This is a genomic window from Metallosphaera cuprina Ar-4 (assembly GCF_000204925.1).
Lineage (GTDB): Archaea > Thermoproteota > Thermoprotei_A > Sulfolobales > Sulfolobaceae > Metallosphaera > Metallosphaera cuprina.
The window spans coordinates 51,326-64,968 of record NC_015435.1; the positions used below are offsets into that span (position 1 = coordinate 51,326).

General features: G+C 39.8%; 18 protein-coding genes and 2 tRNA genes. 15 read left to right on the forward strand and 5 right to left on the reverse strand.

The window, feature by feature from the left end:
- Positions 1-34: 34 nt before the first annotated feature.
- From MCUP_RS00285 to MCUP_RS00305, 5 genes are all read left to right on the forward strand, one after another.
- On the forward strand, positions 35-325 hold the full coding sequence (locus tag MCUP_RS00285; RefSeq protein ID WP_013736667.1) for a 50S ribosomal protein L14e: 291 nt from the start codon (positions 35-37) through the stop codon (positions 323-325).
- A complete protein-coding gene (locus tag MCUP_RS00290; RefSeq protein ID WP_013736668.1) occupies positions 326-583 on the forward strand; it encodes a tRNA pseudouridine synthase A in 258 nt (85 codons plus the stop codon).
- A gap of 61 nt (positions 584-644) precedes the next feature.
- Positions 645-1,346 carry an RNA-guided pseudouridylation complex pseudouridine synthase subunit Cbf5 gene (locus MCUP_RS00295; protein ID WP_048057340.1) on the forward strand — a complete coding sequence of 234 codons (702 nt, stop codon included), beginning with the start codon at positions 645-647 and terminating at the stop codon, positions 1,344-1,346.
- Positions 1,343-1,894 carry a class I SAM-dependent methyltransferase gene (locus MCUP_RS00300; protein ID WP_048057341.1) on the forward strand — a complete coding sequence of 184 codons (552 nt, stop codon included), beginning with the start codon at positions 1,343-1,345 and terminating at the stop codon, positions 1,892-1,894. Before MCUP_RS00295 ends, MCUP_RS00300 begins: the two co-directional genes overlap by 4 nt.
- Before the next feature lie 25 nt (positions 1,895-1,919).
- A tRNA-Ser gene (locus tag MCUP_RS00305) sits at positions 1,920-2,016 on the forward strand.
- Between the two features lie 143 nt (positions 2,017-2,159).
- Here MCUP_RS00305 and MCUP_RS00310 read toward each other — a convergent pair.
- Positions 2,160-2,234: transfer RNA gene (locus tag MCUP_RS00310), tRNA-Asp, on the reverse strand.
- A 226-nt stretch (positions 2,235-2,460) separates the two neighbouring features.
- Between MCUP_RS00310 and pcn the strand changes: the two genes are divergently transcribed.
- From pcn to MCUP_RS00330, 4 genes are read left to right on the forward strand one after another with little or no spacing between them, the layout of a single operon-like run.
- Positions 2,461-3,198, forward strand: a complete 738-nt coding sequence (gene pcn / locus MCUP_RS00315; protein ID WP_013736671.1) for a proliferating cell nuclear antigen (pcna) — start codon at positions 2,461-2,463, stop codon at positions 3,196-3,198.
- Positions 3,195-4,157 carry a uroporphyrinogen decarboxylase/cobalamine-independent methonine synthase family protein gene (locus MCUP_RS00320; RefSeq protein WP_013736672.1) on the forward strand — a complete coding sequence of 321 codons (963 nt, stop codon included), beginning with the start codon at positions 3,195-3,197 and terminating at the stop codon, positions 4,155-4,157. The genes pcn and MCUP_RS00320 overlap by 4 nt, the downstream gene beginning before the upstream one ends.
- The gene (locus MCUP_RS00325) at positions 4,157-5,152 is read left to right on the forward strand and encodes a methionine synthase (RefSeq protein ID WP_013736673.1); all 996 of its coding nucleotides are present in this window, start codon (positions 4,157-4,159) and stop codon (positions 5,150-5,152) included. The genes MCUP_RS00320 and MCUP_RS00325 overlap by 1 nt, the downstream gene beginning before the upstream one ends.
- Positions 5,153-5,168: 16 nt before the next feature.
- Positions 5,169-5,627, forward strand: coding sequence for a 30S ribosomal protein S15 (locus tag MCUP_RS00330; protein WP_013736674.1), 459 nt, complete (start codon positions 5,169-5,171; stop codon positions 5,625-5,627).
- 1 nt (position 5,628) lies between these two features.
- Here MCUP_RS00330 and rnhA read toward each other — a convergent pair whose 3' ends face one another.
- Complete coding sequence (gene rnhA, locus MCUP_RS00335; protein WP_013736675.1) at positions 5,629-6,075, reverse strand: ribonuclease HI; 447 nt, start codon at positions 6,073-6,075, stop codon at positions 5,629-5,631.
- Positions 6,056-6,448 (reverse strand): CbiX/SirB N-terminal domain-containing protein, encoded by a 393-nt coding sequence (locus MCUP_RS00340; protein WP_013736676.1) that lies wholly within the window; start codon positions 6,446-6,448, stop codon positions 6,056-6,058. Before MCUP_RS00340 ends, rnhA begins: the two co-directional genes overlap by 20 nt.
- 68 nt (positions 6,449-6,516) lie before the next feature.
- Between MCUP_RS00340 and MCUP_RS00345 the strand changes: the two genes are divergently transcribed.
- From MCUP_RS00345 to MCUP_RS00365, 6 genes are read left to right on the forward strand one after another with little or no spacing between them, the layout of a single operon-like run.
- Positions 6,517-7,155 carry a 30S ribosomal protein S6e gene (locus MCUP_RS00345; RefSeq protein ID WP_013736677.1) on the forward strand — a complete coding sequence of 213 codons (639 nt, stop codon included), beginning with the start codon at positions 6,517-6,519 and terminating at the stop codon, positions 7,153-7,155.
- Positions 7,156-7,159: 4 nt separating this feature from the next.
- On the forward strand, positions 7,160-8,407 hold the full coding sequence (locus tag MCUP_RS00350; protein ID WP_013736678.1) for a translation initiation factor IF-2 subunit gamma: 1,248 nt from the start codon (positions 7,160-7,162) through the stop codon (positions 8,405-8,407).
- Positions 8,371-8,808: a type II toxin-antitoxin system VapC family toxin gene (locus MCUP_RS00355; RefSeq protein ID WP_237697999.1), complete on the forward strand. Its 438-nt coding sequence runs from the start codon at positions 8,371-8,373 to the stop codon at positions 8,806-8,808. Before MCUP_RS00350 ends, MCUP_RS00355 begins: the two co-directional genes overlap by 37 nt.
- A 12-nt stretch (positions 8,809-8,820) precedes the next feature.
- Positions 8,821-9,351: a DNA-directed RNA polymerase gene (locus tag MCUP_RS00360; protein WP_013736680.1), complete on the forward strand. Its 531-nt coding sequence runs from the start codon at positions 8,821-8,823 to the stop codon at positions 9,349-9,351.
- A gap of 17 nt (positions 9,352-9,368) precedes the next feature.
- Positions 9,369-9,551 carry a transcription elongation factor subunit Spt4 gene (spt4, locus tag MCUP_RS09795; protein ID WP_237698000.1) on the forward strand — a complete coding sequence of 61 codons (183 nt, stop codon included), beginning with the start codon at positions 9,369-9,371 and terminating at the stop codon, positions 9,549-9,551.
- Complete coding sequence (locus MCUP_RS00365) at positions 9,524-10,042, forward strand: GTP-dependent dephospho-CoA kinase family protein (protein ID WP_048057343.1); 519 nt, start codon at positions 9,524-9,526, stop codon at positions 10,040-10,042. The genes spt4 and MCUP_RS00365 overlap by 28 nt, the downstream gene beginning before the upstream one ends.
- A 51-nt stretch (positions 10,043-10,093) precedes the next feature.
- Here MCUP_RS00365 and MCUP_RS00370 read toward each other — a convergent pair whose 3' ends face one another.
- Together MCUP_RS00370 and MCUP_RS00375 are read right to left on the reverse strand one after the other, a co-directional pair.
- A complete protein-coding gene (locus tag MCUP_RS00370; RefSeq protein WP_013736682.1) occupies positions 10,094-11,335 on the reverse strand; it encodes a 2,3-bisphosphoglycerate-independent phosphoglycerate mutase in 1,242 nt (413 codons plus the stop codon).
- On the reverse strand, positions 11,332-13,593 hold the full coding sequence (locus MCUP_RS00375; RefSeq protein WP_013736683.1) for a CDC48 family AAA ATPase: 2,262 nt from the start codon (positions 13,591-13,593) through the stop codon (positions 11,332-11,334). The genes MCUP_RS00370 and MCUP_RS00375 overlap by 4 nt, the downstream gene beginning before the upstream one ends.
- Positions 13,594-13,643: the final 50 nt, after the last annotated feature.

The window sequence follows — 13,643 nt, forward strand, 5'->3', positions numbered from 1 at the left end:
ATATAACGAGCTAATTTTGTCTTCGTGTTCCGATATGGCGATAATAGAAGTTGGAAGAATATGTGTAAAGCTTACGGGTAGAGAGGCTGGTAGTAAATGTGTTATTGTAGATATCATAGATGATAATTTTGTACTTATAACTGGTCCTAAGAGCCTTAGTGGAGTTAAAAGAAGGAGGGCCAACATATCTCATATTGAACCAACCGATAAGACTATAGAGATCAGTAAGGGAGCTTCGGATCAAGAGGTAGAGTCAAAAATTAAGGAAGTAGGCCTAACCGACTTTATGAAAGAGAGGGTGAAGATAAAGATTCCAGTGATATGAATGAATATTACCCCTTTTATAAGGAGAATAGATGAGTTTTGTAATGCAAGTTTATCTTGGAATACAGTCAAGGCTTACGTTCCTATAGGAGATTTCGGATCTTATCCCGATAAAAGGTCTGTACCAGAACTGATTAAGACGTCGATAATCAATTTGGATAAGCCGCCAGGCCCAACTAGTCACGAAGTCGCATTCTGGATTAAGAACATGTTTAATCTCCCTAGGGTAGGGCACGGAGGGACCCTAGAGCTGCTCTAAGCGGGGTAATCCCAAGGTTACAGGTGTCCTGCCCATTGGATTAGGTAAAGCAACTAAAATAATGAATTTGGTTACGAAGTCAATTAAGGAATATGTGTGTCTTATGGAAGTACATTGCGATGTCAACGAGAGCGAGATCATGGACGTTGCGAAGACGTTCATAGGGAAAATATATCAAAAACCTCCTGTTAGATCATCAGTCAAGAGAAGGGTTAGAAAGAGAGAGGTTTACTCTATTGATGTCCTAGAAATAGACAAGAGGAAGGTTCTGATGAGAATATCATCTGAGCCTGGAACATATATGAGAAAAATATGTCATGATATGGGGATTTTGTTAAATTGTGGGGCTCATATGAGGGAGCTAAGGAGAGTGAGATCTGGAATATTCAAAGAAGACACTTTGGTGACCTTGCAGCAAGTTTCGGAGGCCCTATATCTATATCGTAACTGTGGAGAAGAAGAGGAGCTCAGGAAAATCCTTATGCCTATGGAGATAGCCTTCTGTGGCGTACCAAAGATTATAGTCGACGATGAGACTGTAAATTCCATTTCTTACGGTTCACCGCTCATGGCTCCCGGGATCATAGCTTATCAAGATTTCAAGAAGGGAGATTATGTAGGTCTTATAACGTGGAAGGGTGAAGGTATCGCAATAGGTAAAGCAGTGATCGATTCCAAGCAATTAGGTAAGAAAGGGGAGGTCGTAAAGACAGAAAGAGTACTTATGGACAAGGATATTTATCCAAAGGCTTGGAAGAAATGATTTATGTCGTAACAGATGTAGTTAACGGTGTTCCTCTGAGCCTAATAAGCTATCCTGGTCTTTTTTCCAAAAAGAGGCTTGACTTAGGAACTCGAGTACTACTTGAGAATTTAATAATTCCAAAAGAAGGAACAGTGGTGGATCTAGGGTGTGGTTATGGACCTATCGGGATTTACCTTGCCTTACAAAATCCTAGTTTAAGAGTTTACATGCTCGATGCTAATCCTTTAGCAGTGAAGGCATCTAAGGAGAACGTAGAGAGATATAAATTGAAAGAGAGAGTCACAGTGCTACGAAGCGACGTTCTATCTGCACTAGATGTGAAGGCTAGTGCCATCTTCTCAAACCCTCCTCTTTCCAAAGGCGTAGAGATCTTAGAGAAATTAGCTGTCGAGGCGTCAGAAAAACTCGAAAGAGCTGGATACATACAAATGGTCCTATATAGAGGAGAAGTTAACGCAATTAAGGTTTTTAGTAAATATTTTTCTAAGGTAGAAGTGTTGAAGAGCGTTAAAGGATATTCGATAGTCTTTGTAGTAAACAATTAAAGAGAGAACAAGCGATTATTATGATGCCGGGGTGCCCGAGCGGACCAAGGGGCTGGCCTTGAGAGCATCCTGGTTAGCCAGTAGGGTCATTCCCTGCGCGGGTTCAAATCCCGCCCCCGGCGTAAACATTCTAACGTTTCATTGTGAACCGAAACGAATTCAGTTAAATATTTTGTAAATCTAATATTTTAGACATTTAGGAAAAATAATAGTGAGTCCTATCATTATTTGTTAGTATTAAGGAGAACATTCTGAAATAATGAGGCGCCGCAGCCGGGATTTGAACCCGGGTCAGGGGCTCGACAGGCCCCCATCCTAGACCGGGCTAGACTACTGCGGCATCATAAATTTAATATATTTTACATTTAAAGCTATCCATTTTTATGGAACAGTGACAAAAGCTGTATAGCCTATATGATAAGGCTTAAGCTAAACAGCTTAATTAATGGCATAAAATTATTAAAGTTAAATCTCTTGGTTAAATTCTATAGATGGCTATGAGTATAGGTATAAAATAAGGGTTATAGCTTATAGTATCCTGAAATAATATTATTTGAGGAAATGAGATGAGAATCGTCTATAGTAACGCAATGGACTTTAAGGTAATTATCGAAGCTCTTACAAGGTTAATTGATGAGGCAACTCTTTCTTTTACAAACGCTGGTTTAGATCTTACAGCTATTGATAGAGCTCATATATCGCTTCTAAAGTTACATTTTCCTAAGGAAGCTTTTGAAGAGTTCGATGTAAACGATCAGCTCAATTTTGGTTTTAACACGCAATATTTAGAAAAGATAATGTCAAGCGCTAGGAAAAAGGAAAAAATGGAAATTGAGATTAATGATGAATCTCAAGCTATAATAAGAATGTTAGGCGATCCAAGGAAGGAGTTTATTGTAAGGAATATAGAGGTTCCTGTCCAGGAGATACCAGAGCTGAAATTAGACTATGACGTAAGAGCCAAAATAAACTCTTCAGGTTTTAAAAAGGCAATATCGGAGATTTCGTCAGTTAGTGATTCTGTAGAGATAGACTCTAACGAATCAGAACTTAAGCTAAGATCTAAGGGTGAAGTAGAGGTTGAGGTAGAGTTCACTAAAGATATAGGTGGTCTCCAAGAGATAGAGCTGAAAAAACCTTCCGTATCTAGTTACTCCTCTGAATACTTGGAAGATATACTTATATTAACAAGACTTTCAGGTTTCATCAACCTCCTCTATGCTGAACAAAAACCACTACAGCTAGAATTTAATATGGAGAACGGAGGTAATGTAGTGTACCTATTAGCTCCTCAAATGGGGTGATAAAGTTTCCGTTAAGTGTAATAGGAAGTTATCCAAGGCCTATATCTTTAGGGAAGGTTTTTTCAAGATATAGATCGGGTAAAATTGATAAAAATACCCTAGATAGTGAAATATATAAAAGAATTAAAAATTTCCTCATAACAGTTCAGAGCATAAACGTAAAATATACTACGGATGGTATGTTTAGATGGGATGACATAGTTGATCTAACCTTCTCATACCTTTCCGGACCAATTAAAGGGGAATTAGACAGGTTCTATGATAACAACTTCTATTATAGAAAACCTGTCATTAAAAATGAAATTAAGGCAAGTCCAGAAGAGTATATAAAATCATTGCGAGACGATATAAATATAGCTAAAGAGGTAGGATTTAAGGGGATATTAAAGGCAGTAGTAGTTGGCCCCCTTACATATGCCCTTCTTAGTGACAATAAGTATTATGAAACTTCGGATCTCATCCACGTTTATTCAAACCAGGTTAATTCTGTCCTTAAGTCTATACCATCAGACATCAAAGCAATAGAAATCCATGAGCCTTCCCTTTTCACGAAGGGTGTAAAAACCTCTATACTATCAAAGCTTAAAGACGCCTACACTGAACTGGTTAGCGGGGTTCCTCAAGAGAAACATATAATCACATATTTTAAGGTAGATACATCAAAACTTGACATTTTCTTTGACTTACCGGTAGACGTTTTTGGAATAGACGTTATAGAAAATCTTAACCTTATGGCTCAAGTTTACAAGAGGATTGTTAATCGTCGTGTGTTTTTCGGTGTCCTTAACTCCAGGAATACTAAGCTGGAGAGGTTATCAACGATCAGGAGGATCGTAGAGAAGGCGAGAGAGAAAGGGGCCACGGAGGTCCTTATAGGTAACGCTTCACCCATGGATTTTATACCTGAGGTTATTGCTTTAAGAAAGCTTAAACTTCTTAAGATGTTAGGTGATCAGTAATGCAACTTGAAATGCTTCCAACAACTGTAATTGGAAGCTATCCTAGGCCTAAATGGCTTAGGGAAGCTATATCTCTATCAAGAAACGGTAGAATAAAGAAAGAGGATCTTGAAGAGGCATTTAATGACGCTGCGGTAGTAGTGATGAGGGACCATCAGAAGGCCGGCATAGACGTCCCGACAGACGGAGAAGTAAAAAGAGATGAAATGGTTGAATTTTTTGCAGAAAGGCTGAACGGTTTCAAATTCTATGGACCTGTTAGAGTGTGGGGTACCGCCTATTATAAGAAACCTTCGGTTGTTTCAAAGATAGAGTACAGGAATCCTATGTTAGTAGATGAGGTTCAGTTTACCAAGAGCATATCTTACACACCTTTCTTCAAAGTAACAATTACTGGACCTTATACAATTGGATACTGGTCTTATAATGAGTACTATAAGGACAGACAAGAGATGGTTTTTGATCTTGCTAAGGTGATAAATACAGAGTTAAAGAATCTGGTTGAAGCAGGAAGTAAGATTATTCAGATCGATGAACCTGCAATACATTCTAACGCTGACGAGGTAAAATGGGCAATAGATGCAGTTAATGAGTCGGTGAAGGGTATAAACGCTAAGCTAATGGTCCATATATGCTATGGAAACTATAAGATAGTCGCGCCATACCTTAACGACCTGAAAGTCGATCAAATAAATTTTGCTCTAAAAATGTATAATTACAAACCTTTGAAATTATTTAAAGAAGTAGGATATGATAAGGAGATTGGAGCTGGAGTTATAGACGTCCATAATCGTAACGTTGAAACCCCAGAAGAGGTTTATAGAGATATTAAGAGAGTGATGGAGTACTTCCCACTAGAGAAAATATGGATAAATCCAGATTGTGGATTGAAATTACTCCCTAGGGATATAGCTTTCTCCAAAATGGTTTCGATGGTAAAGGGAACCTTGATGATGAGGGAAGAACTTAAAAAGAACGGAACAATTTCATCTTAGCTAATGGTGATTTCCGTTGAACAAAAGAAGAGCTAACGGTAGTTCCCACTCAACTAGGCCAGTAAGGGCAGGATCGCCTAAATGGGTTAGATTCTCCAGGGAAGAAGTAGAAATGTTAATAGAAGAACTAGCGAAGAAAGGGTACTCTCCTTCAATGATAGGTATAGCCTTAAGGGATCAGTACGGCGTCCCTCTAGCAAAGCAGATTATTGGAAAGAAAGTTGTACAGTTCTTAGAAGAGAGGAAATTAGCGCCCCAAATTCCAGAGGACCTATTCAACCTGATAAGAAGGGCTGTAAACGTTAGGAGACATCTTAACGAATATCCGGCAGATAAAACGGCTAAGAAAGGGCTTGAAGAAATAGAGTCTAAGATAAGAAGGCTATCCTATTATTATAAGAGTATAAATAAGTTGCCTCATAATTGGTTTTATGATCCTGCAAAGGCGGAACTGTTGGTCAGTGCGTCAAGCTAGGTTACGTATCACAGCCTATTTTCTTTAATTTTCCCTTTAACACTAATTCGTACGCTATTCTTGTCATTTTATCCGCATCTTTGTTTTCCTCTCTTGGTATCCATCTAATTTCAACATATTCAAAGCTGCTAAGCATTTTTCTAGCCTTGTTAAACAATGGGATAATTCTCTGAGATTTAACAGCATATTCTCCCAATAACTGTTTAATAACCAACTGACTATCTCCCATGATCAGAGCTCTACTTACCCTTAAGCCTATCATTTCCCTCAGCATGCAAATTAGTCCAGTGTATTCTGCAACATTATTTGTAGAGTTTGGACTCCAAGGGATCTCCGCTAATCCCATTCCCTCTATCTTTCTTTGACCTAAGTATATAACGTAGCCGTAAGTGGATATCCCACCAGGATTTTTTGGTTCGCAGAGTCCATCAAACTTGCCTAAGGCCATCAATTGCTTGTTCTACCCGTTCTTTAAGTATCTCAGCTACCCTTTTATCAATGCCTATAGGCCTTGCTATTATGACGTCTACGATCTTATTATCAATATTAACCTTTCCATTTTCGTTTACTCCGATCAGCCTTGGTATATCTCTATAGAAGTGAGCCCCAGCTGCAAAGAGTAGCGGAACAGCGACGATCTTAGTTGCTCCCAATCTGATAAGCGATTCTGTAGCCTGTCTAAGAGTTGGTTCATTGAATTCAATGAATCCAAATTGGACCAAATCGAAATAATTTTTAAGTAGATCCCTATAATTAACTGCAACGTCTCTCCATTCGTTAACTCTACTCCCATGAAGGACTAAGAGGATTCCTAGTTTCATATTAGTCCCAATTAACCCTGAGTTTATATACTCGAGTCAATATACCTCTTTGAAAAGGGGAAAGAACAGTGGCCGACTTCAAGCTTGTCATATCTGATCCTTTGTCAAAGAAAGTAACTCCAGTTAAAGTTAAGGTTAGATTAATAGATACAGTTGAGGCAGAGGAAGGTGAAAAGGAAGCAAGGACTTTACCTCTCTGTATGGTTAACCCAAAGACCAAGGAGAAATTAGGTGCAGATCAATTTGTAACTGTTGAGATACAAAAACAGGAAGGGGACAAGAAAGTTAAGGTAAAAGTACATTTCTTAGCTAAGGAATCAACGGAAGTTCCAGAGAACGAAATTCACGCAAGTAAGAGTTTAGCAGAGAAGTTCGGAATGGAGGAGTTCGACGCTATAGCTTACAGAACCAAAGCGTTTCAACTCAACGTGGATCAAAATAAGCTAAACTTAGTAGGCAGCAAAATAGGGGATAAGTTCAACATTGGAATAAAAGGAATCAATTTAACTCTAGCCATAACAGGTGGTTCTGATAATACTGGATTTCCAATGAGGCCCGACGTTCAAGGGGCGGCCAAGAGAAGGGTGCTCCTAACAGCTCCTCCAGGCTTTGTTCCTGAAGAAGACGGCGAAAAGAGACGTAAAGTTGTACGAGGTAATGTAGTTAGTATTGAAACTGTGCAACTTAACTGCATCATTGTAAGGTGATTTTTTGCCCTGGCCTGTCGTACAGCCCGAAGTAAACATTGGTGTTGTAGGTCATGTAGATCATGGTAAGACTACTCTCGTTCAGGCGTTAACAGGAGTTTGGACTTCTAAGCACTCGGAGGAGCTTAAGAGAGGCATGACGATTAGGTTGGGTTATGCAGAAGCGTCTTTTGGACTATGTAAGACGTGTAAGGCTCCTGATGGCTATGTAAACGAACCTTCCTGTAATGCATGCGGTAGCGACGAAGAACCTGAATTTCTAAGGAGAGTCTCCTTTCTTGATGCCCCTGGTCATGAAGTGTTAATGGCTACAATGCTCTCAGGAACTGCAGTCCTAGATGGTGCGATATTGGTAGTAGCAGCTAATGAGCCCTTTCCACAACCCCAAACGAGGGAACACTTTGTTGCATTAGGGATAGCTGGAATAAATAGGATAGTGATTGTCCAAAATAAAGTGGATGTGGTCTCCAGAGAGGCAGCGGTGTCTCAGTACAATCAAATAAGGGAATTTATTAAAGGGTCATGGGCAGAAGGAGCTGAAATCGTTCCTGTAAGCGCTCTTCATAAAATTAACATAGATGCCTTGATAGAGGCTCTAGAGAGGAAAATACCAACGCCAAAGAGGGATTCAACGCTAGATCCGTTTATGCTTGTAATTAGGAGCTTTGACGTCAATAGACCTGGTACTCCGTATAACGAATTGAAAGGAGGAGTTATTGGAGGAAGTATAGTCCAAGGAGTCTTTGAAGTTAATCAAGAGATAAAGATCTTACCGGGTCTGAGAATTGAGGAAAAGGGAAAGGTTAGCTATAAACCAATCTACACAGAGATATCGTCTCTACGATTTGGAGACCAAGAATACAAATATGCGAAACCTGGTGGATTAGTAGCTATGGGGACTTATCTAGACCCTTCTATAACCAAGGCAGATAGTTTAATAGGGAGCGTTGTTACATCAGCTAAAGTCGATATCCCAGTTCTCTGGAAAATAACTTCTACATATAATCTCCTAGAGAGAGTAGTAGGTAGTAAGGAGATGAGTAAGGTAGATCCAATTAAACCTAAAGAGACTTTGCTGATAACTTTAGGCTCTGCTACAAGCCTAGGAGTTGTGACTAGGGCCAAGCACGATGAACTAGAGATAGAGCTAAAAAGGCCCTTAGCTATATGGGATAAAAAGGCTAGATTAGTTATAAGCAGACAAATAGGTGGTAGATGGAGATTGGTAGGATGGGGTCAAGTGATCGCATAGGTGTATTGGTGGACACTAATATTTTAATGTCTGTATATGATAAGGTTGATCCTTTTGATTTGATATTGGAGAAATTTAGTTATAAACCGAGATTTTACATTCATAAGCTTGTTTTGAAGGAGTTAGATATTTTATTTCATAAATATAATAAAAGTACAAAAATTACATCAAAGCTATCTTTAGCGAGGAAATATCTGGAAGTTTATAAGACCTGGTGGGAAGAGGTGGATATGCATTCCGATTTACCTACAGACGACGCTCTATTAGAAACAGCAAAAGATCTTGGCTTGATTATTTTTACTAATGACGAGTGTTTAAGAAAGAGAGCTAAAATGAACAATGTAGAAATAATTTCGTTAGGACGAGGGGGTAAAGTTATAAAATCTTTTCATACTATTTAGGCTCGACTCTTTATGTTCAAAGTTATAAAAGCTAAGGGCGTAGTTAGAATCCCTCCTGAACTGTTTGGGGAACCTTTAAGCAAGACGGCTTTAGATATCCTTAACAATGAATATAAAGAGAGATTATTTAAGGATTTAGGTTTAGTTCTAACAGTCATAAAGGCTAACGTAAGTGAGGAGGGAATGATAGTCTTTGGGGACGGGGCTACGTATCATGAAGTTGAATTTGAACTACTAACTTTCTTGCCAATTATTCAGGAGGTAGTAGAGGGAGATATAACCCAGGTGGACAACTACGGTATCTATGTTAACATGGGTCCAATGGACGGATTAGTACACGTATCGCAAATTGGAGACGATAACTACAAATTTGATTCTGTGAGGGGCATTTTAGTAGGAGAAAAGAGCAAGAAGTCTTTCCAAAAAGGTGACCTAGTAAGAGCTAGGGTGATGACAGTATCATCTACGGCTAGCAATAGACCACCTAGGATAGGACTAACCATGAAACAGACAGGCTTAGGTAAAATTGAAAGGAGGGAATAATAACGTCGGTTAAGAACTTGAAGGCGTGCAGATCATGCAAAGCACTAGTTGATAAGGATGTCCAGCGATGTCCTATATGCGATGGAACGTTATTCAGTGATGAATGGGAAGGTATGGTAATATTACTTAGTGACAAATCAGAGTTGGCCGCATTAATGGGTGAATCTAGGCCTTGGAGATACGCTATAAACGTCAAATAGACTTATGTTTTAAGCCAACAACTAAAGTTAGAACGGAGTTAAGCAGACCTTACGGAATACTTTTTTCTGATAACGAAAAACTTATTCGCTATACAAGCAAATTTGAGAGAGTAATAACGGTAGGAGATGTGGTAACGAACTTGGTAAGTCTACACATGACTCCTTTCCTTTCTATTATAGATGGTAAGACTAAGCGAAATAAAACTTTAGATCACAGGGAAACCGAGTTCCGAGTTATCAACGAACCTGGAATACTAAGGTTGAGCGTTATGTCAAAAATAAAAAGCATCATGGAGAACAGCAAACCTACGTCTTTGTTTGTAGATGGTGAGGACGACATGATGGTAATCCCCGTAATAATGTACGGAAAGGATGGGGATCTCATAATTTACGGCCAACCCAACGCAGGGGCCGTCTGCCTTGAAAACTGGAGCGGATCTAGGTGGAGGGTTAGAGATATTCTTTCTAAGTTTACAGTAGAGCCGTGTTGATCAGACCTGCGCGAGCTCTTCATCTATCAGACCTTTCGAGCCTCATCAATTTTACGCCCCATATTTAGAAGCTCTATTTGAGTAGTTGAGAAGCAGATCTATTATATTTAATCCAACGATCTTAAGGCTCCCTTTCCTAACTGAGATTTCATCGAAGCTATTAACGCTGTCTGGAGCTATGTTAACTGGAGCATATAATAATACAGGTACAGGATCTCCTGAATGCTCTTTTAGTTCCACGGGCGTAGAATGGTCTCCGGTAAAAAGGAGAATTATATCAGATCCGAAAGTATCTAGTACCTTTCCGATAGCCTTGTCAATCATTTCTATTGCCTTGACTTTCTCCAAAGCCTTACCGTCGTGGGATGCCGCATCTGTGGCCTTGATATGAAGAAATACTAAGTCATGATCCTTTAGAAGGTTAGCCGCCGCATCCGCTTTAGCAATATAATCTGTATCTATACCACCAGTTGCTCCTGGAGGTGTAATTACTTCCATACCTATTGACTTACATACTCCTTTTATTAGAGCAGTAGCAGAGACCGCAGCGGAACTTAGCTGAGTGTAGTCCTTAAGTTTTGGAAGTTCTGTATGGACTGATGCTCCTCTCAGTAGGATAATATTTGCAGGAGGTAAACCCTCCGATTCTCTCTTCTCATTAAATTTCGATTTAGAAAGTACCTCGAACATTCTCTTGGTGAGGTCATTCACTATTTGGGCAGTCCTTTTAGAGTTTAGAGATCCATCTAGAGGCTCGCTATGCAGTACTCTTTTCCCTATCTCATGAGGATCTGTATCAGAGACTTTATCGCTTAAATTATCTCCAGACAAGACTAATGAAACTCTGTGTTCTGTTCCATGATAAAATCTCACCTTTACTCCCTGAACCTCATCTATCTTACTGTTAAGCTCTTTGACCAAATCATCAGCTTCCTCAATCTTTCTCCCAGCTCTTCTATCTACGACTCGTAAATCATTGTCTACAGTTGCAAAATTTCCTCTAAACGCTACATCACCTTCGTTAAGAGTAGCCCCAGCTCCTAGTGCTTCAAAACTGCCACGTCCTTTATAGTACTTCCTAGGATCTAAACCAAATATGGCAAGATGCGATGTATCGCTTCCCGGGACCACGCCAGGTCCTATCGGGTCCATTAAGCCTACTAACGATGATCTGAGTAAAGAGTCTATGTTAGCTTTATTAGCTTTTTGAAGAGGCGTCTGTCCACCTAAGGCTTCAACCTTTCTATCTCCAAGGCCATCGGCTATAACTAAAAGGATCTTAAGTTTTTTCATCCCAGTGCACTTCTCTTAAGCTCTTTCGCCATCTTCTCATATCTATCTATCTGGGCTTTTGTTAGGCTCGGCGTTACTATCTTCATTGCTTCATCAAAATTTTGTGCACTAACCTTGGGAGTGTTAGATTCAATACATTCTTTCATTGTCTTATTATAACATTCTGTTGCTCCATCTCCTTTCACAGCTTTACATTCCCTTTCTGTAACACCGCTACAATTGGAGTATATCTGCCTTAACGAAATCATTGTGGCCTCTCTTACTAAAGCTTCTAGATCAGCACCAGTATATCCTTCAGTTTTATCTGCTAACGCATTGAGATCGACATCAGGCGCCAAAGGTACGGACTTAGTGTGAACTTTCAGTATTTCAAGTCTGGCCTGTTTATCAGGAGGTGGTACATAGATTAATCTGTCGAATCTGCCAGGCCTTAGGAGTCCTGGGTCAATTATGTCAGGTCTATTTGTAGCTGCTATCACAACTACCTTACTTAAAGGTACTATTCCATCCATCTCTGAAAGGAGTTGATTAACCATCCTTTCTGTGACTCCGCTATCGTATCCCATTCCTCTCATTGGTGCTATAGAGTCTATCTCATCGAAAAATATTACAGTAGGAGCAGTCTGTCTAGCTCTCTTGAAAATCTCTCTTATAGCCTTCTCGCTCTCTCCAACCCACTTAGAGAGAACTTCAGGTCCTCTGACTGCAATGAAGTTCGCCCCGCTCTCTGTAGCAACAGCCTTAGCTAACATGGTCTTTCCGGTACCTGGAGGCCCAAACAACAGTACACCTTTTGGCGGTCTGATACCAGTCTTATTGAAAACATCGGGAAATCTCATAGGCCATTCAACTGCCTCTCTCAATTGCTGTTTTACATTATCTAGTCCACCAATTTCTGACCATCTAACCTTAGGAACCTCTACATATACTTCCCTGAGCAATGTAGGTTGTACGAACTTCATAGCGTTCATAAAATCTTCCATAGTTACTTTGAGTTCTTTGAGTACCTCAGGGGATAGTCTATCCTGTTCTAGAAGCTTCTTTCTATCTCCAGAATTTATGAAACGCCTGAGAGCGTACATCGCCGCCTCTTTAGCTAATGCAGCTATATCTGCACCAGTGTAGCCGTATGTCATCTCAGCGATCAGGTTTAGGTTAACATCATCAGATAATGGCATATTCCTAGTGTGAACCTGTAATATCTCTTTACGTGCCTTTGTATCAGGTGGCCTAATCTCTATTTCCCTATCAAATCGACCAGGTCTCCTCAACGCTTGGTCTACTGCATTAGGTCTGTTAGTAGCCCCGATAACTACTATTCTTCCACGACCTTTAATTCCGTCCATTAAGGTTAGTAACTGAGACACTACTCTCTTCTCTACCTCGCCTGTCACTTCTTCTCTGCTTGGAGCTATCGCATCTATTTCATCAATAAAAATAATTGAAGGAGCGTTCTTGTCCGCATCATCAAATATTTCCCTAAGTCTTTGTTCGCTCTCCCCGTAAAACTTACTCATAATTTCGGGTCCATTTATAGATACAAAATAGGCCCCGATTTCATTTGCTAAGGCCCTTGCAAGAAGAGTTTTCCCTACCCCAGGAGGACCGTATAATAAAACTCCTTTTGGTGGTTCAATGCCTAGATGTTGAAAGAGTTCTGGATGTTTCATAGGTAGCTCTATCATTTCTCTTAGTTTTTCCTTTACGTCATCTAGATCACCTATGTCCTCCCACGTCACTCTAGGATATACTTGGGCCTCTCTAACAGGTTCCTCCTTTATAGTCATCTCGGTGCTATTTGTGACGAAAACGTAGTTAGTTGGTTGAGTGTTAGAAACGACTAGGTCTATAGTGCCTGTGTACAATGGTATAGATACCGTCTCCCCTTTGATTAGTGGCTTGTACATAAGGTACTCCTTTACGTAATCTATAAACGTTTGATCGAAACGAATAGGTTGGGTAGGGGCTAACGTCAGCTTAGTTGCAGGATCTACCTTAGCTTTCTTAACGTTTACCTCATCGCCAATAGAGACGCCTATTGTCTTCCTTACGTATCCATCAACCCTAATCTCTCCATCACTTAAATCATAAGCGGGCATGGACTGCAATAGGGCAGTGCCCGAGGGTCCAGTGAGCTCTATATAATCACCAGTTTCTATTCCCAACTTTCTCATAGAGCTCTCAGTCATTCTGGCAATCTTTCTTCCTACATCTTTTTGTCTGGCCTCTAGTACTCTAAGCTTTAGATTCGACGACATATTTGAATCTACTATAACCATTTAAATAAGTCTTTTTGAGATGATAGTTG